Here is a 26,417-nt window from a genome sequence, read left to right on the forward strand (position 1 = left end):
GCGATCAGTGAATAAACAGCAAGGCGATCGCGCAGGGTATCAAGATACCGAGGCCAACCATCGGCCAGGTAAATGGCCGGTTGGCCGCGTGGAACTTCAAAATCAGCAAGCCGGTCAGGCAAAACACGATGCAGGCGCCGGCAAAAATATCGATGAACCAGTTCCAGGCCACGCCCGTGTTGCGGCCCTTGTGGACATCGTTGAGCCAGGACACCCAGCCCCGGTCCGTCAATTCATATTCGGCGGCCCCGTCTTCCAGGCCGATGCGCACCCAGGCGTCGCCGCCGGCCTTGGGCAGCGGCAAATACACCTCGTCCCTGCTCCACTCGGCGGGACGGCCGCCCGCATTGAGCGACCATTGTTGCTTGAGCCAGCTTTCCGCGGCGGCCGGCAGGGGCGCGTTGGCGCCGTCGTGCTTGGCAGCGTACGCGGCCAGTTGCGTGATCAAGGGGGCCGGCAGGGTCGCCTGCTGGCGCGTGATGGCCGGCTTGGCTTCGATCTGGCTGGCGTGATTCAGGGTGATGCCGGTGATGGCGAACAAAAACATGCCCAGCAGGCACAGCGCTGAGCTGATCCAGTGCCATTGGTGCAAATTCTTTAGCCAGACGGCGCGGCTGGCGTTGTTCTTGGCCTTGTCTGCGGTGCCCGCGTTAGCCATCGAGCGCTCCCGGCGAGGGGCGGGCCAGGCGGCGCGACAAGTCAGTGTGCTTCATTCCCATCCTTCAATCAGAGTCGATGCCTATAGTTTCAAACAAATGATAATGATTATCATTTATTAAGTCAATACGTGGAGAGGCAGGCCAAGGCAGCGTTTTGTAACAACTTTGAAACATGGCGCGGCGCAGGCAAGCCGGCCCACTACGTAAGCTGGCGTACAGAGCCGCATGCCATGCCCGCCTATGCTGTTGTTCAGGACAATCAACCGGGAGCACACCATGCAACAGTATTCCAGCGAACAACTGGCCGGCATCGCGGCCAAGATCAAGAGCGTGAAATTCGGCATGCTCACCACCAGCGACGGCATGCGCACCCTCACCAGCCGGCCGCTGACGCAGCAGCAAGTCGACAACGAAGGGCAAATCTGGTTCTTCGTCTCGGACGAGGCCAGCTATACGCGCGATTTGCTGAACAATCCGCAAGTCAATGTCAGCTTTGTCGACACGGGCGACAGCCTGTACGTCTCCGTCTGCGGCCATGCGCAGCTGCTGAAAGACCGCGCCAAGGCGGAAGAGCTGTGGAGCCCGCTGGTGAAAGCCTGGTTCCCTGGCGGACTCGACGATCCGAAACTGTCGCTGATCAAGGTGACGATCCAGTCCGCCGAATACTGGGATAGCAGCGCCAGCAAGATGATGCAATTCTATGAAATGGCCAAGGCCGCCATCACGGGCGAGCCGCCAAAGGACGTGGGCGAACACGGCCGGGTCGACCTGTAGCGGGGAAGCACATTTTACCCGGGTGATTGCCCCATCATTTCACCCGGGTATAATTGCATGCATTCCCATGGAGGCACACATGCAGACCGATACGCCGGCAGCTCCCCACCTCACGGCCTTTGCCGGCCAGCGCAAAGTGGCGACAGGCACCTTGCACCGTGTTGCGCAATCACTGAAGACCCTGGTGACGCACGACCCCGATGCGCAAATCCTGATATTCGATGACGCCAGCGGCAGTCAGGTGGACCTGAATCTGCGTGGCAGCCTGGAAGAGGTGCTGCAGCGCCTGCCCAGGCCCCGCGCCGTGGCAGCGCAGGCGCCCGATGCACCAGTGCCCGTGCGCACGGCGGGCCGGCCGAAACTGGGCGTGGTGGCGCGCGAAATCACCCTGTTGCCGCGTCACTGGGAATGGCTGGCCACGCAGCCGGGCGGCGCTTCCGTCGCCTTGCGCAAGCTGGTGGAACACGCGCAGCGGGGCAGCAAGACGCAGGACGAGCAGCGCCAGGCACGCGAAGGGGCCTATAAATTCATGAGCGCGCTGGCCGGCGATGCGCCCGGCTTCGAGGAAGCCAGCCGCGCCCTGTTCGCCGGACGGCAGGCGGCATTCGTGGCGTGCGTGCAGGATTGGCCAGCCGACGTGCGGACACACGTCTTGCAGCTGGCCGAACGGGGATGGTCCGAAGAGTTGCGCAACAGTTGAAGGATCACACGCCCGTGCTGCCGGTGGTATCGGGCGCATCATCGGCACTCTGCCGGTTCTGTCCGGCTGCGCCGCCCTGGTGATGATGCGGCAGGCGGTCGGCGCGCCGCACTTCGCCAATGGAAAACAGATCGTCGCCGATATCGAGTCCCTGCTCGCTATCGACCAGCACAAAGCTCTCGGCTGACTCGGCCGTGCTTTGCTTGCTGCCCGCCGTGGACGGCGCGCCGCCCTGGCTGTTGCCTGGCTGTGGCGTGGTGGAGTTGCCCATCATCTTCTCCCTGATCGTTGAGTGAATATGCGTACGGAATGCCTGCAATGGCGCGCGGCCGGACTGCGCCCCGATCGCCAGCGCAGCCATTTCATCATAGTCCATGCCTGCTGCATTGCATCAAAAATTTGCGACACGGCCCCTGCCGCTACGCGTGGCCAGCGGGTCAATCTCCCGCCAGCCATGCGCACCGTGCTGCCCATCGCGCCAGCATCGCTTACTTCGCTTCGCTTACTGCGCTTACTTGTTACGCGATCCCGCACCGGAGCCGGAGCCGCTACCGCCACTTTGCTTGTTGCCGCTGTCGCGGTTGCCTTCCTGGTTCATGCTGGCATTGTCGCGCGAGCCGCCGGAACTGGCGGCGCTTTGCCGATTGGCATCGTTCTTGTGGCTTTGGCTGCCCGCGCGGCGTGCTTCTTCCGACGTGAACTCATGCGCCGTGCCTTTTTCATGCGCGGCGCGCCCCCCTTCGCTGGCAATTTCGCGCTGCTGTGCCGGGTCCATGGACGCGAAGCCACGCTTGCTCGTATCGCTCTGCTTGCTGCCGCTGCCCGTGCCGCTGCCTTTGCTGCCCTGACTGCCTTGCTGTTTGTTGTCACTCGATGTGGCCATGATGATCTCCTTAATCGATAGAGTCAGAAACCGTACAAACCATGCAATCCTTCCCCCTCGCATGGCAAGGGAGCAGTCATGTTAGTGCGCCCATGGGATACACCAAATAGGAGGATGGCAAGCCCTGATGTAGGATGAGTCCCGCCCGCGGTGGCGCAGTTACTTTAAATTTACTACCAAAAGTATCCAGCACTCAGCCGTTTGAGGGAATAACAAAAATCACGGCGTCGGCCGTCACGTACACGCGTTCGCCACTGGCCGGCTGCACCGCATGGCCGCCCGTAAATGCGCCGAACGATGGCAAAATGCTGCGCGATGCTCCCAGCAAGAAACACGGCAGGCGTACGCCGCCCCTGCCGGCGCGCAAGTGAAACACGGGATGCACATGCCCGGCCAGCACATGGCCGGGCGCCACGGTGTCGGGATGATGGCAGAACGACAGGCCGTCCAGCGTATGCGGCTCGTCGGCCATGCGGATGCCCAGCGCCGCCGCCGGATCGCCCGCATGCCAGTCATGGTTGCCGCGCACCACCGTCAGGCGCAGGCGCGGATGGCGGGCCCGCCAGGCCAGCATGGCCGCCACGGTGGCGGGCGCATGCGCGGCGCGCGCATGCAGGAAATCGCCGAGAAAGATGATCTCGTCGCAAGGGTATGCCGCCAGCAGGGCATCGAGCGCCAGCAGGTTTTGCGTGGTGGTGCCACGCGGCACGGGCACGCCCAGCGCGCGGAAGGCGGCCGCCTTGCCGAAATGGATGTCGGCGATGATGAGCATCTTGCGCGCCGGCCAGTAGATGGCCTTCTGCGCCAGCAGCCAGACGCTCTCGCCCGCCAGCTCCACCACGCAGTGGTCTTGCCGCCGCCCGTTCATGCGGCCGCCTTTTCCAGCGCGCTGACCAGGCGCGCTACCCGGTCCGACAGTTTCTCCGTCGTCAACTGTTCGCGGAAGCGTTCCACCATCAGGCCGAAGGCGAACGGCGAGGCGCGCTCCAGTGGCTGCAGGGCAATCGCGCGTCCATGCAGCTCGCGCAAGGTGGCGCGCAAGCGCGTCAGTTCCAGCTCCTGCTCCAGCACTTCGCGCTGCGCCTGACTCAGCAGTAAATTGGCCGCATCGTGCTTGCGGAACACTTCAAAGAACAGCGAGGACGAGGCCTGCAGCTGGCGCGCGCTCTTCGGCTGGCCCGGGTAGCCCTGGAACACGAGGCCGGCGATGCGGGCGATTTCGCGGAAACGCCGCTGCGACAGCTCCGTCGCGTTCAGGCTGGCCAGCACGTCGTCCAGCAAGTGTTCCGTGCTGAACAAGTCCAGCCCGGCACCCGTGGCAGCGTCGAACAGGGGCGCGTAGTCAAGCTCGCTGGCGCCCAGCAATTCAAAGCCGTAGTCGTTGACGGCGATGGACAAGGTGGCCGGCTGCGCGCGGGCAATGCGGTAGGCCAGCAGGGATGCCAGTCCCAGGTGCACGGACCGCCCGGCGAACGGATACACGAACAGGTGCCGCCCTTCCCGGCTGGACAGGGTTTCCACCAGCAGGGCCGTGCGCGTGGGCAAGGCGGACCAGCGTGCCTGGATGGCCAGCAGCGGCGCCAGCGCACGCATCTCGGGGCCGTTGGCGCGCCCTTCCTGTGCCAGCTGCAGCTGGTCCAGCACGGCATGCGCCAGTTCCGACGACAGCGGCATCTTGCCGCCCTGCCAGCGCGGCACGGCGCCGCGGCTGCCCGTGGCCCGCCGCACGTACGCCGTCATCTCGTGCACGCGCACGAATTCCAGGATGCGCCCGCCAAACAGGAAATGGTCGCCCTGGCGCAAGCGCGAAATGAACGATTCCTCGATGCTGCCGATCCTGCCGCCGCTCATGAACTTGACCTGGATCGCCGCTTCCGAGACGATGGTGCCAATGCTCATGCGGTGGCGCCGCGCCAGCGCCGCGTCCGGCACGCGGTAGACGCCGTCGTCGTCCGGCAGCACCCTGCGGTATTCCGGATACACGGTCAGGCTTTGTCCGCCCCGCGCGACGAAATCGAGGGCCCATTGCCACTCGCCAGGCGTCAGGGCGCGGTACGACCACGCCTTGCGCACTTCCGCGTACAGCGCCGGCGAGTCAAAACCGCCGCCCAGCGCGATCGTCACCAGGTGTTGCACCAGCACGTCGAGCGGCTTGTCGGGCACGGGCCGCGCTTCCAGGTGGCCCTGCGCCAGGGCGGCACGGGCACCGGCCGCTTCCAGCAGTTCCAGGCTGTTGGTGGGCACCAGGGTGACGCGCGAAATGCGTCCAGGCGCGTGGCCGCTGCGTCCGGCCCGCTGCACCAGGCGCGCGATGCCCTTCGCGCTGCCCACCTGCAGCACCCGCTCGACGGGCAGAAAATCCACCCCCAGATCCAGGCTCGACGTGCACACGACGGCTTTCAGTTTGCCCGTCTTCAGGTGCTGCTCGACCCATTCGCGCACTTCGCGGTCCAGCGAACCGTGGTGCAGGGCGATCACGCCCGCCCAGTCGGGCCGGGCATCGAGCAAATGCTGGTACCACAGCTCCGCCTGCGAGCGCGTATTGGTAAACACCAGGGTGGTGGCGCTGCCCTCGATCTCGGCGATCAGCGGTTGCAGCATCTGGATGCCCAGGTGGCCGCCCCAGGGAAAGCGCGTAGGATTGACGGGGATCAGGCTGTCGACCAGGATGCGTTTTTTTACCTTGCCTTCCACCAGCACGCCGTCATTGCCTTCGCCCAGCAGTACGTCCTGCGCCTGGCGCAGGTTGCCCAGGGTGGCCGACAAGCCCCACGTCATCAGCGTAGCCTGCCAGCGGCGCAGGCGGGCCAGCGCCAGTTGCACCTGCACGCCGCGCTTGCTGCCCATCAATTCGTGCCATTCGTCGACGATCACCGTTTCCAGCAAGCTGAAACGTTGCTGTGCGTCCGCCTGGCTCAGCATCAGGGACAGGCTTTCCGGCGTGGTGACGAGCACGTCGGGCCAGGCCTTCGCCTGCCGCGCCCGCTGCGCCGCGCTGGTGTCGCCCGTGCGCGCTTCGATGCGCCAGCCGGGCGCGAGATCCGCGCCGGAGGCCTGCAGGGCGCGTACCGTGTCGGCCGCCAGCGCGCGCATGGGCGTGATCCACAGCACGCGCAAACCCTGCTTTCTTCCTTTGCGTTGCAGGCGCTCGGCCCGCAGCAAGGCGCCGAACCACACGGCGTAGGTCTTGCCCGACCCCGTGCTCGCATGCAGCAGGCCGGACTGGCCTTGCGCCGCCGCGCGCCAGACGCCGCGCTGGAACGCAAACACCTTCCAGCCGCGTCCGGGGAACCAGGCGTCGATGCGCTGCGCCAGCGCGCTTTTGCTCATGGGACGCCTTTCATGCGGCGCCGGCCAGCATGGCTTGCAGGGTGGCCAGGGTATCGGCGTCGCCGATGGCCTTGTCTTCGCGCCGGCGCAGGATGCGCGGGAAGCGCACGGCGATGCCGGCCTTGTGGCGGCTGGACGCGGCAATGCCTTCGAAGCCGATCTCGAACACCATGGTCGGCTTGACGCTGCGCACGGGGCCGAATTTTTCGATGGTGGTCTTGCGGATGGCGGCATCGACCTGGCCGATCTCCGCGTCCGTGAGACCGGAATACGCCTTGGCGAACGGCACCAGCTTGCGCTCGTCCGCCCCCTCGCCATCCCAGACGGCGAAGGTATAGTCCGTGTACAGCGAGGCGCGCCGGCCGTGGCCCGCCTGGGCATAGATCAGCACGGCATCGACGGAATACGGATCGATCTTCCACTTCCACCAGGTGCCCACGTCCTTGGTGCGGCCCACGCCATACGCGGCCGACGCGGCCTTGAGCATCATGCCTTCCACGCCCCGGGCGCGCGATTGCGCGCGGATGGCCGCCAGCGCGTCCCAGCTTGCCGCTTCGATGCGCGGCGACAGGCGCAGCGCCGGCGATCCCGCTTGCGCCACCACGGCTTCCAGCAGCGCGCGCCGCTCCCGCTGCGGCAGGTGGCGGATATCCACGCCATCGAGTTCCAGCACATCGTAGGCCACCAGCACGGCCGGGAGTTCGGCCAGCAGCTTGGGCGAGACCGTCTTGCGGCCCATGCGTTTTTGCAGGTCGGCAAAGGCGGAGGGCACGTCGCCCGCTTGCCAGACGAGGATTTCGCCATCGATCACCGTGCCCTCCGGCAGGGGCAATTGCGCCAGTTCGGGGAAGCGTTCCGTGATCAGCTCTTCGCCGCGCGACCACAGCCAGCTGGCACCTTCGCGCCGCAGCAGCTGGGCCCGCATGCCGTCGTATTTCCACTCCACCAGCCAGCCGCCGATGTCGCCCAGGGTTTCCGGCCCCGCCTGCAAGGGGTGGGCCAGGAAGAACGGATACGGCTGGCCGCCGCGCAGCGCGTGTTCGCCGTCCGATTCCGCACCGATCAGTTTGAGAAATCCCGCGCCCGTGGGGCTGACCTTGCCATCGGTCCAGCCCATCAGCCGCTGTGCCACCAGCTTGCTGTCGATGGCGGCGATGGAGGCCAGCGCGCGCGTCACCAGCAATTTCGACACGCCCACGCGAAAGCCGCCGCCGATCAGCTTGATGAGTAAAAAGCGTTCGCGCGTTTCCAGCTCGTCCCAGTACGCCAGCAAGGCGGCGCGGATGGTCTCGGGCGCCGCGCCGCGCAGGGGCGCGATGCGCTGCTCGACCCATTCGGCCAGGCCGATGTCGCTGCGCTTGCCAGGCGCGGGCAGGATCAGGGCGATGGTTTCGGCCAGGTCGCCGACAGCGTGATAGGCCTCGTCGAACAGCCAGACATCGAGGCCTGCCTGCTCGGTCGCGTATTCGCGCAGCAATTTGGTGGGCACGGCCTGGCGCGGCTTGCCGCCCGCCAGGAAATACACGGCCCAGGCCGCGTCCTGTGGCGTGGCGCGGCGAAAATACGCTTGCAGGGCCGCCAGCTTGCGGCTGGTGGACGTGGTTTCATCGAGTTCCGCGTACAGCTGGGCAAATTCACGCATGGGGGACTTCCTCCGGCGTGGATGCGCCAGGCGCATGGTCGTCGGCTTCGTCATCGCCATATTCCGTCTCGAAGCCGCCCGCCTGCCAGCCATTCTGCTGCAGCCAGCGCACCATCACGGCAATCGAGCCGTGCGTGACGATGATGCGCCCGGCCTGCGTGGCCGTGATGGCTTGCATGAGGCCGGGCCAGTCGGCGTGGTCGGAGAGAACAAAACCCCGGTCCACGCCGCGCCGGCGGCGCGCGCCGCGCAGCAGCATCCAGCCGCTGGCGAACGCATCGCTGTAGTCGCCGAAGCGCTTCATCCATGGCGAACCGGCCGCCGACGGCGGCGCGATCACCAGCGCCGTCTTCAGGGCGGCCTTGTCCGTCACCTCGTCCACCATGACGGTGGCGGGCAGCACCACGCCCGATTCGCGGTAGACCTGCGTCAAGGCCTGCGCCGCGCCATGGCAGATAATGGGACCGATGGCGGCGTCGAGGCCCGCCAGGATGCGCTGCGCCTTGCCGAAGGCATAGCAGAACAGCACGCTGGTGCGCCCTTCTGCCGCATTCCTGCGCCACCACTGGTTGATCTCGTCATTGATTTCCTGCGGCGCCTGCCAGCGGTAGATGGGCAGGCCGAACGTCGATTCCGTGATGAAGGTATCGCAGCGCACGGGTTCGAACGGCGCGCAGGTGGGGTCGGGCTGCAGCTTGTAGTCGCCGGACGCCACCCACACTTCGCCGCCCGCCGCCATGCGCACCTGGGCCGAGCCCAGCACGTGGCCGGCCGGATGCAGCGACACGCGCACGCCGTGGTGGTCAATGCTCTCGCCGTACGCCAGGCCCTGGATGGAGACGGGCCCCAGCCGCGCGCGCAGCACCTGCGCACCGCTGGCCGCGCACAGATAATGCCGGTGCCCGACGCGCGCGTGATCCGCATGCGCATGCGTGATGATGGCGCGCTCGACCGGGCGCCACGGGTCGATGTAAAACTGACCCGGCACACAGTACAGCCCTTCCTTGCGCACCACCACCATATCGGCCATGCCCCACCCCGTGCATTAATAAAGCGTTGGAATGGCATGAGTGTGGCAGGCTTGCGCCAAGTCATCTGTCCGACAGCGCACACTAGAATTACACAGGCGCGACGAATTCCGCCATGAAGGTCCGCGTGGTGTTTTCCGGAAAGGCAATCGTCACCTGGTCGCCCGCCACGGACAGCACGGTGCCGATCTGGTAGCGGGGCACGCGCACGCGGCTGCCGACGGCGATCTGCAGGGCAGGCGGCGCGGCGGGCGCTTCCGGCGGAAGCATATCGTCGAGGGCCATGGGCATGGCCAGCGCCGGCGGCGACAAACAATTGTCGCAGCTGCAGCAACGCTCGAAATCCCCCGCGTCGCCAAAGTACTCGAGCAGCAGCTTCCAGCGGCACAGGCCGCTTTGCGCATACGCCACCATTTGCTCCAGCGCCTGCTTGTCGCGCTCCTGCTTGTCGACATAAATCTGCGCCAGCTGCGCATACGTGAGGGCCTTGGCCGAGGGCGGCTTGAGGCTGTAGCCCAGCTTGCGGTCCTGACGCAGCAGCTTGCCGTCTTTTAACAGTTTCAGGCACACCTTCAGGTGCCCGTCGGACAACTCCGGCAAGGCCGATTGCAGCGCATCCGCGCGGAAGGTGGCGGGCAGTTCCTGCGCGACAGCAACGATGGCGGCCAGTTCCTCGGCCGTGGGATAGTGCTTGGCGAGAAAAAACTGCTGCACCCGCTTGTCTTCCTGGAAGAACAGCAAGGTGCAGTCGGCAGGCAAGCCATCGCGGCCCGCGCGGCCCGATTCCTGGTAGTACGCTTCCAGGTTGGCCGGCACTTGCAAATGGATCACGAAACGCGTGTCGGGCTTGTCGATGCCCATGCCGAACGCATTGGTGGCCACCATGATGCGGCGTTCGCCGCCCATGAACAGTTCCTGGTTCTGCTGGCGCTCGCGCGCCGCCAGCTTGCCGTGATAACAGGTGACGCTTGCCCCCAGCTCTTCCAGCCGCGCCGTCAATGCCGTGACGGCCTTGACCGTGGCAGCATAGACGATGCCCACGCCCGGCGTCTCGCGCAGCAGGCGCAGCACCTCATCCTGCTTTTCCCCCGCGTTCGTGACCTGGATCACGCGGTAGCGCAAGTTGGCGCGGTAAATCCCCGTATTGACGACGTGCAAGCGGGAAGCGTCGAGCTGCGCGCGGATGTCGCCGATGACTTCCTCGGTGGCCGTGGCCGTCAGCGCCAGCACGGGCGGGCGTCCCAGCGCGCGCAGGGCCGCCGCGATCTCCAGGTAGGCGGGACGGAAATCGTGGCCCCACTGGGAAATGCAATGGGCTTCGTCGATGACGGCCAGCACGGGCGGCGCCTGCGACAGCAGGGCGAGAAATGCCGGCATCGCCAGGCGTTCCGGCGTGCAAAAGATGATGATTTTGCCGCCGCGCGCGATGCAGGCCAGGGCGTCGTCTTCCTCGGCGCGCGTGAGGCTGCTGTTGAGCTGTACGGCCGTGATGCCCAGCGCATGCAGCTTTTCCAGCTGGTCCTTCATCAGCGAAATGAGCGGCGAGACCACGAGGGTGGCGCCGGGCAGCAGCGCGGCCGGCAACTGGTAGCACAGCGACTTGCCGCTGCCGGTGGGCATGATGGCCAGCGTATCCTGTCCGGCCAGCACGCTGTCGATGACTTCCTGCTGGCCGTCGCGCAAGCGGGTGACGCCAAAGACGGAGCGCAGCAGGCGCTGGATGTGCCTGCCTGGTTTGCCTGGTTTGCCCGGTTTGCCGGATTGCTTCGCTGCACCATTCATCATTGCCGTCCCGATAAAGTCCCGAAAGTAAAACACCGCGCTCCCGGCGCCATGGCGCCAGGGTGCAGCTACTTTACGGCCGGGCCTGGCGCGCCGCCATAGGACGGGCGCCACAGCCGATGTAGGACTTCAGGAAGCAAACAGGATGGCCCAGAACAGCATCAGCAGGCCGGCGATGGACACGCACCAGACGAGCGTGCGCACGACGGGCACGCCAAACGCATACAGGGGCAGGTACAGCACGCGGGCGGCCAGGTACAGGGCGGCGCCGTACAGCGTGAGCGCGCTTTCCTGCGCCGTGACGTGGGCGATCAGCACGGCGGCGGCGAACAGGGGCAGGGTTTCAAACAGGTTGGCCTGGGCCCGCTGCAAGCGGCCCGTGATCTTGCCCACGGGCGGGCCGGCGCCGTCGCGCGCGCTCACGTTATAGGCCGTGCCCGTTTCGCGCGTGCGGAACATCGCGGGCAGCAGGATTTGCACCAGCGCCAGCACCAGGGTACAGCCGAGCATCGTCAGTTCAGGAGTCATGAGTTCGCCTTTGGGTGGGACAGGCCGGCCGGAAGACGGGCCCGTCAGGATTGGTCGAGTGCCGCTTGCAGCTCCAGCAAGTCGTACGGCTTGCGCAAGACGCTGGCGGAAAAGCCCAGTTCATCCATCGATTCCTTGCCATAGCCAGTGGAAAAGATGATGCGCATGTCCGGTTTGTCGCGCAACACCATGCGCGCCAGCGCGATGCCGGACATGCCCGGCAAGCTCACGTCCGTAAACAGGATATCGAAATCTTGCTCACTTAGCAATTGCCACGCGGACTCGCCATCGGACACGCCGCTCACCGTATGCCCGAGCATGCCCACCAGCTCGCACACCATCAGCTGCGAATCGAGGTTGTCTTCCACCACGAGTATCTTCATGGATGTCGGCATGTCCCCCTGCGGCTCTGGCGCATGGCCCGTCAAGTCCAGCCCCGGCGTGCCGGCCCGCAGTGCGCTGGCCGACAGGCTGCCCGCCACGGGCGCGCCGGAGCGTTCGAACTGGCGCGCGCGCATCTGCTGCTGGCGGTTCGCCAGCACATGGCGCAGCTTGCGTGCCAGCTCTTCGCGCCGGTACGGTTTGCTGAGCAACTCCACGCCCGCATCGAGGCGCCCCTCGTGCACGATCACGTCCTGCGCATAGCCCGAGGTAAACAGCACGGCGATATCGGGCTGCAATTCGCGCGCCTGGCGCGCCATCTCCGTACTGCTGACGGGGCCGGGCATGATCACGTCCGTAAACAACAAGTCGATCTGCGCGCCGCTCTGCAGCACGGCCAGCGCGCTTTCCCCATCCTCCGCTTTCAGCACCGTGTAGCCAAGCGCGCCCAGCATGTCGACCACGGTGGTACGCACGCCCACGTCGTCTTCCACTACCAGCACGGTTTCCGTGCCGCCCGTGACGACGCCGCTCAATTCCACTTCTTCGTCCGCTTCCGCCATCAGGGAGCGGGGCAAATAGATTTTGACTCCCGTGCCCACGCCAGGTTCACTGTAAATGCGGATATGGCCGCGGCTTTGCGTGACAAAACCATACGCCATCGACAGGCCCAGGCCCGTGCCCGCCCCTTCCGGCTTGGTGGTAAAGAAGGGCTCGAACGCGCGCTGCAGCACGGGACCGCTCATGCCATGCCCCGTATCCGTCACGGACAGCATCACGTACTGGCCGGCCGGCACGTCGACGAGGTTGTGCACATACTGTTCGTCCAGCACAACATTGCCCAGCTCGATCGTCAGCTTGCCCACGCCATCCATGGCGTCGCGCGCATTGATGGCCAGGTTGAGGATGACATTCTCGATCTGGCTGCGGTCGACCAGGGTATTCCACAGCCCGCCCCCACCGATGAGCACGATATCGATGGCTTCGCCCAGGGCGCGCCGCAACAGCGCGTCCATGTTGCGCACCACGCGCGCCAGATCCGCCACCACCGGCTTCAGCGGTTGGCGCCGGGCAAAGGCCAGCAGATGCGACGACAGCTTGGCGCCGCGCTCGACGGCGGCAATCGCCGTATCCAGGCGCTGGCGCATCAAGCCATCCGTGCCGGCCAGGTGATGCAGCAAATGCAAGTTGCCAGAAATAATCTGCAGCACGTTATTGAAATCGTGCGCGATACCGCCCGTCAACTGGCCCACGGCTTCCATCTTCTGCGCCTGGCGCAAGGCGTCTTCCGCCTTGGTGCGCTCGCTCACTTCCTGTTCGACCCGGTGCTCCAGGGTTTCGTTCAATTCGTGCAGCGCTTTTTCCACGCGGCGGCGGTCCGTGATGTCCGTCTTGACGGCGATCAGGGAACGCGTGTGTCCCTGCTCGTCCACCAGCCGGCTGACGCTGCTCGACACCCACACTTGCGTGCCATCGGGCTTCAGGTAGCGTTTTTCCAGCGAGAACGACTCGCCCGTTTCCACCAGGCGCCGGAACAGCACGGTGTTGCCCGGCACATCATCGGGATGCATGATGTCGTTCATGTTCAGGCTCAGCAGCTCTTCGGCGGAGCGTCCCAGCATGCGGCACAGCGCGCCGTTGACGCGCTGGAAGCGGCCATCGAGGCCCAGTTCCGACAAGCCCACGGAAGCCTGGCCGAAGATGGCGGCCATGCGTTCCTGGCTGGCCGTCAGTTCCTCCTCGATCTGGCGCCGGTCCGTGACGTCGAACGATACGCCCACATAGCGGCGCTGGCCCGGCACGCGGCCGGCTACCACCTCGCCCTGGCGCGCGATCCAGCGCACCGCGCCATCGACGGGGCGGCGCACGCGGTATTCCACGTACTCGAGGGGATTCTGCGCCAGCGCCAGCTTGCTCGGCCCCACCTTGCGCTGGTCGCGTTCATCGACCAGGCTGACCAGCAGCTGCTGCGTGATTTCCTGCCCGTCCGCGATGCCCCACTGGCGGCGGAACGTGGGCGAGACCACCATCGCGCCCGTTTCGGGGAACCATTCGAAGGTGCCGATGCCGCCCGCCTGCTGGGCCAGGCGCAGGCGCTCCTCGCCTTCCATGCGTTCGGTGACGTCGATGCCTTCGACGAGGATGCCCGTGACCTCGCCGTCGTCATCCTTGATCGGCTGGTAGACGAAGTCGATATGCCGCTGCGCCGTCTGTCCCTCCGCCGTCTGCAGGTCCACCTTCACCTGGCGTCCCTCGAAGGCCACGCCCGTGCGGTAGACCTGGTCGAGCAAGTCGATGAAGCCTTGCGCCTTGACTTCCGGCAAGGCCACCTCGACCGTCCTGCCCAGCAAATCGCGGCGTCCCACGAGGCGCAGATAGTGTTCATTCGCCAGCTCGAACACGTGCTGCGGCCCGCGCAGCATGGCCATGAAGCTGGGTGCCTGCTGGAACAGGGCGCGCAGCAGGGCGCGCTCTTCGCCCAGGCGGCGGTTGGCGGCGCGCACGGCTTCGCCTTCCGCCTGCAAGCTGCTGTTGAGTTCGCCCAGTTCCGCCGTGGCCAGCTTCAGCTGGCGGCCCTCTTCCATGCGCGCCGTCAATTCCAGCGCCGTGCACAGCACGCCATCGACCTGGCCCTCCTCGCCATGCACGGGCGTATAGAACAGGTCGAAACACACGTCCGTCGGTACCCCATCACGCAGCAGCGGCAAACAGCTTTCGCGGTGCACCTGCGTCTCGCCGCGCATGCCCGCCGCCAGGATGCGCGCATTCCATTCCCAGATCTCGGGCCAGACGGCGGGCACCGTGCCGCCCAGCGCTTGCGGATGGCGCGCGCCGGCGATGTTGATGTAGTCGTCGTTGTAGACCATGACGTGCTGCGGGCCCCACATCAGCACCATGGCCATGGGCGAATTGAGCACGATATCGACGCTGGTGCGCAAGTTGGCGGGCCAGCTCTCGGGCGCGCCGAGGCTGGTGGCGGCCCAGTCATGCCGGCGCACCAAGTCGCCCATGATGCCGCCGCCGCGGGGCCAGGCGGGCGTGCTCATTTCGCCACCACGCCGGCTTGCACACACACCTGGCACTGGCGCGGAATGCGCACCGTCACCACCGTGCCCTGCGTCTCCGTCGAGCTGAGTTCGACCGTGCCGCCATGGGCCTTGACGAACATGTTGACGGTATACAAGCCCAATCCCAGGCCCTGGCCCGTCTTGCGCTTGTCGCCCACCTGCTGGAACGGTTCGAACAGGGTGGGCAGCAAGGCGGACGGAATCACGCCGCGATTAATGATGCGCAATTCGATGCTGTCGGCCGCCCGGCCATCGAGCGCCAGTTGCACCGGCGCGCCCGGTTCGCCATGCGTGATGGCATTGTTTAACAGATTCGAGATCACCTGCGACAGCAGGCCCGCATCGCATTGTCCGTGCAGTTCGCCAACGCTGCTGACCTCGACGGGCGCGCCCTGACCCGGCGTCTCGAATTCATCGACGATGGCGCGCGCCAGCGCCAGGTAATCCTGCACGCTGCCGCGCAGTTCCATGGTGCCCGAGCGGATGCGGGCCAGGTCCAGCAACTGGTCGACCATGCGCGCCATGCGCTTGGCGCTGCTTTCGATGCGCTGCGCCGTGACCACCACTTTCGGGTGGTCGCTCATCATCGGCAGCAGCATGGCGCCATTCATCACCACCGACAGCGGCGTGCGCAAGTCGTGGCCCAGCACGGCCGTAAATAATTCGTTGAGGTGCAGCGCATGCTTGAGCTCATCGAGCTGGGCCGACAATTCGCGTTTCTGCTGGTACAGCTGGACCAGCACGGCCACCTTGCTTTGCAAGGCTTTCGCGTCGAAGGGCTTGTACAGGAAATCGACGGCGCCCGCCTCGTAGCCACGGAAGCTGTAGCTCGGCTCGCGCGACGCGGCCGTCAGGAAAATCAGCGGGATGCTGCGCGTGCGCTCGCTGCCGCGTATCAGCTCGGCCAGCTCGAACCCGTCCATCTGCGGCATCTGCACGTCGATCAGGGCCAGGGCCACTTCATGCGTCAGCAGCAGTTCCAGCGCTTCGGCGCCCGAAGCGGCCTTGAGGATGACAATCCCGGGCCGCGCCAGCACGGCTTCGGCGGCGGTCAGGTTTTGCGCGATGTCGTCAACGACGAGAATATGGATAGGTGCGGTCACGGAGTCGTTTTCTGGCATTGCAACGGCAGAATGCCATCGTGTTTCTGTATAGAAATTATTATTGTTTCAGTCTGTGCGTATATTACACGCACTGTCATGTCTCCATTCACTTGTGCCCGCCATTACCGAGCAGCGCCAGGCTGGCCGCCATTTGCGGCAGGTCCAGCACGCGGTCCGCGCCGGCCCGTTGCAGGGCGGCGGCCGGCATGATGCCACAACTGGCACCCGTCGGATCCTGCACCCAGGCGCCGCCGCCCAGTTGCCGCACGCGCGCCAGGCCCGCCGCGCCATCGGCCGAGGCCCCCGTCAGGATGATGGCCAGCATGGCGCGCCGGTAAGCCAGGGCCGCCGTTTCCAGCAAGACATCGATCGACGGACGCGAGAAATACACGGGTTCTTCCTGCGACAGCGAAAAGCAGCCTTCCGGCTCCACTTGCAGGTGGTAGTCGGGCGGCGCGAAATACACGGTGCCGGCTTGCAGGGGTTCCTTGTCGCGCGCTTCGCGCAAGGGCAGCTGGCAGCGCTCCGCATACAGCTGCGGCAACTGGCTGGAGCGGCCCGGCGCCAGGTGCAGCACCACCACCACGGCCGCGCGGCAGGTGGCGGGCAAGGCGCGCAGCAGGATGCCCAGCGCTTCCACGCCGCCGGCCGAGGCGCCGATGGCGATCAGGCGCAAGCCGGCGGGCGGCGGCGCCACCTCGCTGGTCGGCAGGGCGGACAAAGCGCCGGGCAACAGGCTGGCATCCATGGGATCAGGCACGCTGGTAGATTTTTTCAGCCGGGCACAGCTCGCGGAAGTCGGCCGCGTGACGGCTGAAATGCAGGCTTTCCTTCATGCCCAGTCCCAGGAAACCCCGGTTCACCAGCGCTTCGTGGAACAGGCCCAGGGCACGGTCCTGCAAGTCTTTATTGAAATAAATCATGACATTACGGCAGGACACCATGTGCACCTCCGAAAACACGCTGTCGGTCGCCAGGCTGTGGTCGGCGAAAACAAACTGGCGCCGCAGGCGCCGGTCGAAGATGGCGCCCTTGTAGGCCGCCGTGTAATAGTCGGACAAGGAGCGCTTGCCGCCCGCCAGCTGGTAGTTTTCGCTGAACTGGGCGATGCGCTCGATCGAATAAATGCCCGCCTCGGCGGCGGCCAGCGCTTCGACATTGATGTCCGTCGCGTAAATCATGCTGCGTTCGAGCAAACCCTCCTCTTCCAGCAGGATGGCCAGCGACCACACTTCTTCCCCGCTGCTGCAGCCCGCCACCCAGATCTTGATCGAGGGGTAGGTATGCAGGATGGGCACGACTTTTTCGCGCAAGGCGCGGAAATAGGCGGGATCGCGGAACATCTCGCTCACCTGCACCGTAAAAAACTGCAGCATCTGCGCGAACACGGTCGGTTCGTGCAAGATGCGGTCCTGCAATTGCGACAGGCTGGCGCAGCCGAAGCGCTCCATGGCCTGGCGCATGCGCCGGCGCAGGGACGCCACGGAATAATCGCGGAAATCGTGCTGATACCTCAGCAAGATTCCCTCAAGCAGTAACTTCAGTTCTATTTCGAAAATATCGTCGTCTAACAACATCCACCTCTTTTATCCTGGACCGATCGCGCACCGCGCACCGGGCTACGGAATGCTAGCAGATCAGCAGAAATTATCCTCCGGAAAACAGGTCTGTAGCGTACGCCAGCGAACACATCGGCGAACTTTCATGCATCCACGCCCTTCATGCCCTCTTGCGTATAGCGTTCGCCTGCTGCCATGCCCAGCGGAAAGGCCGCGGCGATGGCCGCCAGCTCGGCCCCGTCCAGGCGTACGTGCAGCGCGCCCAGGTTGTCGTGCAGATAGCTGACGCGCTTGGTGCCGGGAATGGGGATGATGTCGTCGCCCTGCGCCAGCAGCCAGGCCAGCGCCAGCTGCGCCGGCGTGCAGCCCTTGTCGCGCGCCAGCTGCCGCAGCAGGCCGGCGATCGCCTGGTTGCGCGCCAGGTTGTCGGCCGCGAAGCGGGGATTGAACTGGCGGAAGTCGCCGGCGTCGAGGCTGGCCGCGTCGGCGATGGTGCCCGTCAGGAAACCGCGGCCCAGCGGACTGTAGGCGAAGAAACTGGCGCCCACGTCGCGGCAGGCGGCCAGCACGCCCTGCTCCGGCTCGCGCGTCCACAGCGAATATTCGCTCTGCACGGCCGCCACCGGGCAGATGGCCGCCGCGCGCCGCAAGGTGGCGGCGCTCACTTCGCACAGGCCGACGGCGCGTATCTTGCCCTCCTGCCGCAGCTGCGCCAGCGCCCCCATCGATTCCTCCAGCGGCGTGTCCAGGTTCAGGCGGTGCAGATAAAACAGGTCGATGGTTTCCACGCCCAGGCGCGCCAGCGACGCGGCACACGCCTGGCGAATGTAGGCCGGGGAATTGTCGACGCGGCGCGCATAGCTGCCCGCCTCGCGCGCCAGACCGCACTTGGTGGCGACCAGTGCCTGGCCCCGGTGCTTGCTTAAAAAGCGTCCCAGCAATTGCTCGTTGTGGCCGAAGCCGTAGGCGTCGGCCGTGTCGAACAGGGTCACGCCCGCCGCCAGGGCCGCTGCCAGCGTGGCCAGCGATTGCCCCTCGTCCGTGGCGCCATAGAATTCCGACATGCCCATACAGCCCAGGCCCAGTGCCGAACTGTTCAAACCGCTATTGCCGATGCGTCGCTGCTGCATGCTGCTCTCCTTCCGTGTCGATCTCGATGCAGCCAGTCTAGGCCGCGCCCGCCGCCACGGGAATGAGCGATTTCGTGATACCTTTCTGGTATGAGAGCCCTCGATACCCGCGCCTTGACCCTGTTTTGCGCCGTTGCCCGCTGCCTGAATTTCCGCCAGGCGGCGGAGCAGCTGCACATGACGCAGCCGCCCCTGTCGCGCGCCATCAGGACGCTGGAAGACAAGCTGGGCACGCGCCTGTTCGAGCGCGACACGCACGGCGTGGCCCTGACCCCGGCAGGACGCACCCTGCTGCCACAAGCCCTGCATATCCTCGACCTGCTGGCGGCGGCGCAAGCGTCGCTGCAGCAGGACAGCGCCCCCGCCCGCCTGCGCCTGGGCCTGACCAGCTCGGTGGAGGCGGGCCTGTTCCGGCCCCTGCTGGCGGCGCTGGAGCGGCAATTGCCCGCCATGCGATTGGAACTGACGTCCGCGCCATCGCCGCGCCTGGTGGCCGCCGTGCGCAAGGGGCAGCTCGACGGGGCCCTGATCGCCTTGCCCAGCGCCATCTTCGAACTGGCCGTGCAGCCGCTGGCGCGCCAGCCCATGATGCTGGCCCTGCCGGCAGCGCACCGCCTGGCGAAAAAGCGCAGGCTCGGCCTGGCCGATATCGCCACCGAATCCATCTACTGGTTCGAACGGGCGCGCCAGCCCGCCTTCTTTGACCATTGCCGGCAAGTGTTCCGCCGCCACGGCTTCGCCCCCACCTTCCTGCGCGAACCGCTGGACCACCACGTGCTGCTCAGCGACGTGGCGGCCGGCAAGGGCATGGCCCTGCTGGCCGACTCGTTCCGCGCGCTGCGCCTCGATGGCGTGGTGTACCGGCAACTGGTGGAAGGCGACGACCTGGCGGCCGGCATCGGACTGGCCTGGCGGCAAGAGCAAGGCCATGCGGCCCTGCCCCTGCTGCGCCAGCTGGCGCAGCAGGCATTGACAAGCTGAAGCGATGGCACTGGCGCACGCGCGCGCGCCAGACGCGCTACCATAGCGCCTTCCCCATTTTTTTGAGCGCCACCATCATGACGTTTACCCTCAGCGACGCCGCCTACGCCACCGACACTCCCGAAGCCAAGCAAGCCATGTACGCGGACCTGCGTTCGCAGCTGCAGGGCTTGCTCTCGGGCGAGAGCGATTTCATCGCCAACACGGCCAATTTCAGTTCGCTGGTATTCAACACCATGCCGGGCCTGAACTGGGCCGGCTTTTATTTCCTGAAAGGCGAGGAACTGGTGCTGGGACCATTCCAGGGCAAGCCGGCCTGCATCCGCATCAAGAAGGGCCGTGGCGTGTGCGGCACTACCGTGGTGGAAGGCAAGTCCATCGTCGTGCAGGATGTGCATGCGTTTCCCGGCCACATCGCCTGCGACGTCAATTCGCGTTCGGAACTGGTGGTGCCCGTGTTTGCCAATGGCCAGATCATCGGCGTATTCGACCTCGACAGCCCCCTCGTCAGCCGCTTTGACGATGTCGACGCGCAAGGCGTGGAGTCGCTGGTGCGCGTGCTGGAAGCATCCATCGTTGCGCAATAATCAGTTGCCCGCCTTGACGGCGATGAATTCGCCCTTGCCCACGGTGGCCAGGCAAGTCGTGTAGCGGCTGTCGGCGCGGATGCCGTCGAGAAAATCGGCCATGTCCGCGTAGTGCGAACTGGCATTGTCGACCACCAGCACGCCGCCAGCGGCCAGCACGCGGTCCAGCTGCGGCCACCACTGCGCGTAGTGCTGGCGCGCCGAATCGAAAAAGATGAAGTCGTAGGCGCCCTCGGCCGCATCGCGCAGCACGTCGCCCGCGTCGGCCAGCAGCTGGCCGATCACGCCCTGTAGCTGCGCACGCGCAAAATTCGCATGCGCCATGTCGAACTTGTCCTGCGCCATTTCCACCGTTACCACGCTGCCCCCCAGCGCCTGCGCCGCCCGCCCCAGCCACAGGGTGGAATAACCGTTCGAGGTGCCGATTTCCAATATCCGCCGCGCGCCGCGCGCGTGCACCAGCACGGCCAGCAGCTCGCCCGTGTCGCGCGTAATATTGAGCATGCGGCTGGCCCGTTCCGCGTGCGCCGCGTCATTGGCGTTGCCGAACGCTTCCAGTTCATTCAACAGGGTATCGATGCTGTGCATGGCGCCTCCTTGAGGAAAGCACCAGCATAGCAAAAAATTACGTGGCGGCGCGCCGCAACGGGCGTTTCAAATACTGCACCATGACCACGCCCAGCAGGGTCACGCCGCCGCCGATCACGTCGTAGCCATGCAGGGTTTCGCCGAGAAACAGCATGGCGATAATGACGGTAAACACGGGCAATAAATTCATCAATGTCGTCGCGCGGCTGGGACCCAGCCTGGCCAGGCCGTGCATCCACAAAAACGGCGCGATGATGGACGCGGGGATGCCGGCAAACAGCACCAGCGGCAAGCCGGCGCCCGTCACGGGCGGCGCGGACTGGCTCAGGTAATACACGAACAGCACGGGCACGGCGCACCAGACCTGGATCAGCAGCGAGTGCCAGTTATTCAGCGGAATCTTCCAGCGCTTGAGCAGCACGCCGTAGCCCGCATACGACAGGCAGGCCAGCAGCATCAGGGCATCGCCCGCGGCCGCGCCATGGGCGAGCAGCGCGGCCGGGTCGCCGTGGCTGAGCAAATAGGCCAGGCCCAGCAAGGACACCAGGCCGCCGAACACGCCGCCCACGGTGGGCGCCTCGTTCAACAGCAGCACGGACAGGCCCACGGCCAGCAAGGGCATCATGGAGGCCAGGATGCCCATGTTGGTGGCCGTCGTCGTTTGCGCCGCGATGTAGGCCAGGCACTGGTACATGACCATGCCCAGCATGCCCAGCACAAACAGCTTGCCCAGATACGGTTTCACCACGGCCCGCTGCTTCCACACGGGGCGGGCAAATGCCAGCGCCAGCAGCACGCCGGCCAGCAGCCAGCGGTAGAACGAGATGGCGGCCGGATCGATCACGCCCACGGCCAGCTTGCTGACGATGGTGTTGATGGCCCAGATCAGCACGGCGATCACGGGTAACAGATAGTGCTTGGCTTGCATGCGGCGTACTCCATTAGTCAATACCGCCATTTTCGCATGGTCCGATTCCATGGATATAATGCATATCGGACAAACGATGCAAAGAACCGGACAAAACAGGAGGCACGATGGCCAGCAACCAGCATTTCCCCGCCGTATCCGACACCCTGCCCTATCCCGTGTATTTCCGCCTCGACGATTATCACGCGCACCAGCAATTCGATTACCAAAGCCATCCGTGGGGCCAGCTCACCTACTGTTCCACGGGCGTGATGGAAATCATGGTGGCGGGCCAGCGCTACCTGGCGCCGCCCCAGTACGCCGTGTGGATACCGCCCGAGACCTTGCACGACGGTTATATCCGCCAGGATGTCGTGTTCCACTCGGCGTATATCGACGCCAGCCTGTGCGACCGCTTGCCGGCCCGGCCGTGCGCGCTGGTCCTGAGTCCCCTGCTCAAGGCCATCCTCGGCGACTTCGCCGGGCGGGGCGTCACCACGCCCGGCACCGCAGCGGACCAGCGCCTGGCGCAGGTGCTGGTCGATCAATTGCAGCTGGCGCCGTGCAGCCGCACCTACCTGCCCGGCAGCGACGAGCCCGTCATCGCGGCACTGCTGGCCGCCCTGCAGGCGGAGCCGGGCAGTAACCGCTCACTGGCGCAATGGGCTGCGCAATTGCACGTAACGGAGCGCACCCTGGCGCGCCGCTGCCAGCGCGAACTGGGCATGCCGTTCGGCGAATGGCGCCAGCGCCAGCGCTTCCTGGCGGCCCTGCCGCTGCTGGAACGGGGCGACACCGTCCAGGCGATCGCGCTGGAACTGGGCTACAGCACGGCGTCCGCCTTCATCGCCATGTTCCGCCGGCAAGGCGGCGGCACGCCCGACCAGTTCCGCCGCGGCATGGGCTGAAAAAGGGGAACGGGGGTAGCCGCTTTGTCATATGAGGATGCTAAAATTCAAACATCTTTCCAGAGAGCAAAAGGACGCGCATGAATGCCAGCACTGAAACGGCCCGTGAAATCCCAGGCAGCGAGGATGCGCCGCCGGTGGCGGAGACGGCCGTGACGGCGCCCATCCAGCTCGAGAAAGAAGCGATGCCGACGGTGCTGGGCAAGCTGCGCACTCTGGTGCAGGACAAGACGCGCTTCGAGCCGCACGACATCACGCCGCTGGCCGAGGAAGACGCGCTGCAGGAATTCGCGCTGCAGGCCAATTACGCGCTGGAAGCGCGCTTCGAGCAGCGCGTCATCAACGGCTATTTCGCGCCCGCGGGCCATGACTGCCGCTGTGGCTCGCATGAGGTGGGAGCGCTCGCTCACGCGCAGGAAAAGGAACGCCTGCGCCGCGCGGCGGCCAAGCTGGACAACGCCCTGCGCCAGCCGGGCCAGGCTTACAATGCGGTCGAGGCGGGCGCCTACCTGCCGCACGCCGTCAAGTATTGGCACCTCGACACCTGCAGCCACTGTTCCGGCAAGGGCCGCATCGGCTGCCACACCTGCCACGGCGCGACGACGGAAACCTGCTGGAGCTGCCATGGCGGACGCACCGTCAGCTGCGACGGCTATGGCTGCTACGGCAGCGGCAAGGTGTCGTGCTCGTATTGCAGCGGCAGCGGCACGGTGTCCGAGCAAGTCACCGACTACATCACGGTGCAAGTGCCCACTACCACCTACAGCAACGGCAGCTCGCACACCAGCTATCACAGCGAGACGCGCACGCAATACCGCACCGAACACCGCAATTGCTACCATTGCAGCTTCGGCAAGGTCACGTGCAACAGCTGCCATGGCTCCGGCAACATCAATTGCGGCACCTGCCGCGCCAGCGGCAGTGTCACGTGCCGCACCTGCAGCGGCGTCGGCGATTTGCTCTGCAGCCCATGCGACGGTTCCGGCAAGATGGGCAAGGCAGCGTGGATCGACGTGCACGTGGCGCCCGGCTACAGCGTCAGCCTGCCCAAGCAGGCGCCCGACGACGCGCGCCGCATCCGCGACAAGGAGAGCGTGCACTCACTGGCCGCCATTGCCAGCAGCGTGGCCCTGGCGAAAGTGAGCATTTACAATGAAGACCAGCCGCAGGAAGTCGACGCCCTGTATGGCGGTAAGCTGCGCATCGTGCGCCTCGACGCCGCCTGCAACGGCGAGAAGCACCACCTGGTGGCGTATGGCGCGGACCTGCGCTGGCTGACCCTCGACGACATCGTGGAAAAACTGCTGCGCGGCGACCTCAAGGCGCTCAGCGATGCGCTGGCAGGCAGCGCCGACGACGGCCTGTTCTCGGCCCACGTGCAAGGTTTATTGACGCCGCTGCGCGACGTGGCCGCCTCGGAACTGAATGCGGACGTGATCGAATCGGTGCTCAGCGGCGATGCGGACCACGCGCACGTCGACGTCGTCTCCGCCGAGTATGCGCAGAATGTGCGCACCTGCGTGCTCGGTGCCCTGCGCCAGGTCTACACGCGGCTGGCCAAGCAATTCTGGTGGAAAAGCGCGCTGGCCGCGCTGGCCGCCGCCATCGCCACCTGGTTCTTCGCCGGGCGCGGCATGGCGGCGCTGGCCGGCCTGCTTGTCACGGGCGCCGGCTACTGGCTGTTCAACCGCAAGGTCAAGGCAGTGCTGAGCGAGGCGCTGGGCGGCGAGCAGCAGGCGCTGCGCGCCATGCAGATCGCCGGCAAGGGCCGCCGCAACCAGCTGGCGCAGGTGCTGATCCTCGCCCCGGCCGGCGTGGCCGTGCTGGCCGCCAGCTATGCCTTGCCCACCCGCGTGCGCCCGCCCGCCCCGCCAGCGCAGGCGGCCATGGCGTCGGTGTCCGTCGCGCCCCACGCGCCGGCCGCGCCCCTGCCTGACGCCAGCACGCCGACGGCCGTCAAGCTGTATGAAAACGGCGACAAGGTGCAGGCGCTGGCCATGCTGGAAAGCCTGGTCGGCAAGGGCGACGCCAGCGCGTACGGCCTGTATGGCTGGATGCTGTTGATGGGCGAAGGCCAGGCCGGCCCCGCCAAGGCGCCGACGGCGCAGCAGCGCGAAGCGCGCCAGATGGCCGCCAAGCCTCTCATCGGCAAGGGCCTCGTGAAGGGCGACAGTTACGCATTGACGGCGAAGGGCGTGATGCTGGCCGAGGGCTGGCAGGAGCCGCGCCACATGGCGCGCGGCCTCGACCTGCTGAAACAGGCGGCCAACAAGGGCAACGCGCAGGCCATGCATCTGCTGGGCCTGTACAACGTGCGCGGCTACCAGATCCCCGTCAACCACAGGGAAGCGCGCAAATGGTTCACCCTGGCCGCCGACAAGGGCAGCGCGGGCGACATCTATAACCTGGGTCTGATGGACTGGGAAGGCGCGGGCCTGAAGCGCCCGGACCGCGCCAGCGCCATGCAGCGCTGGAAGATCGCCGCCGCCATGGGCGAGGAGCGCGCGATCAAGGCGGTCGCGCAGGGAAAACCATAGCGGTAACACCCGATGCAGCAGAGGTGGCGCGGCGCGCTACCCCTGGCACCGAAACGGCGGCAAGGGCCGCCGTTTTTAAGCGCCATTCACGCCTGCGCGGCGGCGGCCAGCGCCTGCAAGGCCATCGGGTTCGGCGTCGGCTCGCCGATTTTCGTCAGCAGGTTGCGGTCCGTGTGGTGGAACGGTTCGTCCTTGCCGCGTATGAGCATGACCGTGTCCTCGTCGTAGCCCCAGGTGCCGTCGGCGTGGATATCGACCTTGATGCGGTATTCGACGGTGGTGAACGCGTGTTCGAGGAAGGGGTTCGAGCAGATGCCATAGGCCGTCGAATCGCGCCTGGCCAGCAGTTCGAAACTGGTGGCGTCCGCCGTCGCCGTGCCGGACGCCATGGCGATCTGGCCGCGCGGGATGGCCAGGGTCTGGATCACGGCGCCCGTGGCCGGTTCCCACAGCCAGTAGCCCACCTGTTCATGGTAGGTTTTCACCTGGTCCGGCTTGGTGATGTGGATGAAGTAGCGCAAGCCGTAGAACAGCTGCGGGCCGTTGGTGACGGGGTCGATCGGCTGCAGTTCGATGCGTTCGACGAAGGCCTGCTTGCGCGGGCCATCGGCCTTCGGCTTGACGTCCAGGCCGCGCGTGCCCGTCCAGATGCCGGCCATGCCGGACAGCGGGCCCAGGTTGTTCAGGGTATGCACGTCGGCGGACGGCTCGGTGTAGATATCTTCGGGAAAATCGCTCATGCGGAAGTCTTCAAAATGGGGCAACAGTGCTTGCCGCCATTGTAAGACGCGCGCCGCCGGCGGCAAAGCGCCAGCGATCAGGGAAACTGCGTAATGTGGCGCTCGATGTAAGCCAGCGCGGCCAGCGCCAGCACTGGGCGTTGCGCCTCGAACGCGGCTTCGTCGCGCGCCTGCAGCAGGTTGCCGGCGACATCGGGCAGTCGCAAATCAGCGGCGAGCAGCGCCGCCACCGCTTCGAGATTGACGTACAGGGCACTGTCAAAGCCTTCCCAGTCCACGCAGGCCAGCCACTCGGCCAGCATCACCATGCCGGCGACGGGCGGCGCCATGGCCGCGATGCGCTGCGCGCGCAGCACGCTGTCGCTGCGGATGTCTTCCTGCTGCAGCACGGCCAGCGCCACGTGCTGCAGCGCGTCTTCCGGGTCGCGCCGGTGCCTGTTCAGCAGACGCTGCGTCAGCGTGTAGCGCTCGGCGTCGATGCCGCGCAGGGCCGCCGCCACCTCGTAGTCATGCAGCGCCAGGTGGCGTGCCGCGCAGGCCGCGTCCACGCCGGCCTTGGCGGCGACGAGATCCGTGAGCTGCTGCCGGCGCGCCGCATCCAT

General features: G+C 66.0%; 24 protein-coding genes. 6 read left to right on the top strand and 18 right to left on the bottom strand.

From position 1 onward, the window contains the following. Positions 1-4: 4 nt before the first annotated feature. On the bottom strand, positions 5-658 hold the full coding sequence (locus ACZ92H_RS01650) for a PepSY-associated TM helix domain-containing protein (protein ID WP_465048243.1): 654 nt from the start codon (positions 656-658) through the stop codon (positions 5-7). A gap of 277 nt (positions 659-935) precedes the next feature. Between ACZ92H_RS01650 and ACZ92H_RS01655 the strand changes: the two genes are divergently transcribed. Both ACZ92H_RS01655 and ACZ92H_RS01660 read left to right on the top strand, forming a co-directional pair. Then, positions 936-1,433 carry a pyridoxamine 5'-phosphate oxidase family protein gene (locus tag ACZ92H_RS01655; RefSeq protein WP_465048242.1) on the top strand — a complete coding sequence of 166 codons (498 nt, stop codon included), beginning with the start codon at positions 936-938 and terminating at the stop codon, positions 1,431-1,433. A gap of 79 nt (positions 1,434-1,512) precedes the next feature. Further along, entirely contained in the window at positions 1,513-2,133 is a 621-nt protein-coding gene (locus tag ACZ92H_RS01660) for a DUF2239 family protein (protein ID WP_465048241.1), read from the top strand. 4 nt (positions 2,134-2,137) lie between these two features. On the opposite strand, the gene ACZ92H_RS01665 is transcribed toward ACZ92H_RS01660, so the two are convergent. The 13 genes from ACZ92H_RS01665 to ACZ92H_RS01725 form a co-directional block, all read right to left on the bottom strand. Continuing rightward, positions 2,138-2,407, bottom strand: coding sequence for a hypothetical protein (locus ACZ92H_RS01665; protein ID WP_465052344.1), 270 nt, complete (start codon positions 2,405-2,407; stop codon positions 2,138-2,140). 237 nt (positions 2,408-2,644) lie between these two features. Next, positions 2,645-3,016, bottom strand: coding sequence for a KGG domain-containing protein (locus ACZ92H_RS01670; protein WP_465048239.1), 372 nt, complete (start codon positions 3,014-3,016; stop codon positions 2,645-2,647). A 193-nt stretch (positions 3,017-3,209) separates the two neighbouring features. Beyond that, entirely contained in the window at positions 3,210-3,884 is a 675-nt protein-coding gene (pdeM, locus tag ACZ92H_RS01675) for a ligase-associated DNA damage response endonuclease PdeM (protein ID WP_465048238.1), read from the bottom strand. Further along, a complete protein-coding gene (locus ACZ92H_RS01680) occupies positions 3,881-6,346 on the bottom strand; it encodes a ligase-associated DNA damage response DEXH box helicase (protein WP_465048237.1) in 2,466 nt (821 codons plus the stop codon). The genes pdeM and ACZ92H_RS01680 overlap by 4 nt, the downstream gene beginning before the upstream one ends. A 10-nt stretch (positions 6,347-6,356) precedes the next feature. Then, a complete protein-coding gene (locus ACZ92H_RS01685; protein ID WP_465048236.1) occupies positions 6,357-7,988 on the bottom strand; it encodes an ATP-dependent DNA ligase in 1,632 nt (543 codons plus the stop codon). After that, positions 7,981-9,018, bottom strand: coding sequence for a ligase-associated DNA damage response exonuclease (locus tag ACZ92H_RS01690; protein ID WP_465048235.1), 1,038 nt, complete (start codon positions 9,016-9,018; stop codon positions 7,981-7,983). The genes ACZ92H_RS01685 and ACZ92H_RS01690 overlap by 8 nt, the downstream gene beginning before the upstream one ends. An 88-nt stretch (positions 9,019-9,106) precedes the next feature. After that, complete coding sequence (locus ACZ92H_RS01695) at positions 9,107-10,798, bottom strand: RecQ family ATP-dependent DNA helicase (RefSeq protein ID WP_465048462.1); 1,692 nt, start codon at positions 10,796-10,798, stop codon at positions 9,107-9,109. A 129-nt stretch (positions 10,799-10,927) separates the two neighbouring features. Continuing rightward, positions 10,928-11,326: an MAPEG family protein gene (locus ACZ92H_RS01700; protein ID WP_131371010.1), complete on the bottom strand. Its 399-nt coding sequence runs from the start codon at positions 11,324-11,326 to the stop codon at positions 10,928-10,930. A 44-nt stretch (positions 11,327-11,370) separates the two neighbouring features. Then, positions 11,371-14,754, bottom strand: coding sequence for a hybrid sensor histidine kinase/response regulator (locus tag ACZ92H_RS01705; protein WP_465048234.1), 3,384 nt, complete (start codon positions 14,752-14,754; stop codon positions 11,371-11,373). After that, positions 14,751-15,878 (bottom strand): hybrid sensor histidine kinase/response regulator, encoded by a 1,128-nt coding sequence (locus ACZ92H_RS01710; RefSeq protein WP_465048233.1) that lies wholly within the window; start codon positions 15,876-15,878, stop codon positions 14,751-14,753. The genes ACZ92H_RS01705 and ACZ92H_RS01710 overlap by 4 nt, the downstream gene beginning before the upstream one ends. Positions 15,879-15,984: 106 nt before the next feature. Further along, complete coding sequence (locus tag ACZ92H_RS01715) at positions 15,985-16,626, bottom strand: chemotaxis protein CheB (RefSeq protein ID WP_465048461.1); 642 nt, start codon at positions 16,624-16,626, stop codon at positions 15,985-15,987. A gap of 4 nt (positions 16,627-16,630) precedes the next feature. Beyond that, positions 16,631-17,455: a CheR family methyltransferase gene (locus tag ACZ92H_RS01720; RefSeq protein ID WP_465048232.1), complete on the bottom strand. Its 825-nt coding sequence runs from the start codon at positions 17,453-17,455 to the stop codon at positions 16,631-16,633. A gap of 125 nt (positions 17,456-17,580) precedes the next feature. Next, complete coding sequence (locus tag ACZ92H_RS01725) at positions 17,581-18,567, bottom strand: aldo/keto reductase (protein WP_465048231.1); 987 nt, start codon at positions 18,565-18,567, stop codon at positions 17,581-17,583. A gap of 90 nt (positions 18,568-18,657) precedes the next feature. Between ACZ92H_RS01725 and ACZ92H_RS01730 the strand changes: the two genes are divergently transcribed. Together ACZ92H_RS01730 and ACZ92H_RS01735 are read left to right on the top strand one after the other, a co-directional pair. Beyond that, entirely contained in the window at positions 18,658-19,548 is an 891-nt protein-coding gene (locus ACZ92H_RS01730; RefSeq protein ID WP_465048230.1) for a LysR family transcriptional regulator, read from the top strand. Between the two features lie 77 nt (positions 19,549-19,625). Then, positions 19,626-20,135, top strand: coding sequence for a GAF domain-containing protein (locus tag ACZ92H_RS01735; RefSeq protein ID WP_131371021.1), 510 nt, complete (start codon positions 19,626-19,628; stop codon positions 20,133-20,135). Here ACZ92H_RS01735 and ACZ92H_RS01740 read toward each other — a convergent pair whose 3' ends face one another. Both ACZ92H_RS01740 and ACZ92H_RS01745 read right to left on the bottom strand, forming a co-directional pair. Continuing rightward, entirely contained in the window at positions 20,136-20,723 is a 588-nt protein-coding gene (locus tag ACZ92H_RS01740) for an O-methyltransferase (RefSeq protein ID WP_465048229.1), read from the bottom strand. A 37-nt stretch (positions 20,724-20,760) separates the two neighbouring features. Beyond that, complete coding sequence (locus tag ACZ92H_RS01745) at positions 20,761-21,651, bottom strand: DMT family transporter (RefSeq protein ID WP_465048228.1); 891 nt, start codon at positions 21,649-21,651, stop codon at positions 20,761-20,763. Between the two features lie 107 nt (positions 21,652-21,758). Between ACZ92H_RS01745 and ACZ92H_RS01750 the strand changes: the two genes are divergently transcribed. After that, positions 21,759-22,538, top strand: coding sequence for an AraC family transcriptional regulator (locus tag ACZ92H_RS01750; RefSeq protein ID WP_465048227.1), 780 nt, complete (start codon positions 21,759-21,761; stop codon positions 22,536-22,538). Between the two features lie 80 nt (positions 22,539-22,618). Then, the gene (locus tag ACZ92H_RS01755) at positions 22,619-25,075 is read left to right on the top strand and encodes a tetratricopeptide repeat protein (RefSeq protein WP_465048226.1); all 2,457 of its coding nucleotides are present in this window, start codon (positions 22,619-22,621) and stop codon (positions 25,073-25,075) included. 86 nt (positions 25,076-25,161) lie between these two features. On the opposite strand, the gene ACZ92H_RS01760 is transcribed toward ACZ92H_RS01755, so the two are convergent. Beyond that, entirely contained in the window at positions 25,162-25,815 is a 654-nt protein-coding gene (locus tag ACZ92H_RS01760; protein ID WP_465048225.1) for an FABP family protein, read from the bottom strand. 77 nt (positions 25,816-25,892) lie between these two features. After that, positions 25,893-26,417 carry a hypothetical protein gene (locus ACZ92H_RS01765; RefSeq protein ID WP_465048224.1) on the bottom strand — a complete coding sequence of 175 codons (525 nt, stop codon included), beginning with the start codon at positions 26,415-26,417 and terminating at the stop codon, positions 25,893-25,895.

Source organism: Janthinobacterium foliorum, assembly GCF_978021625.1.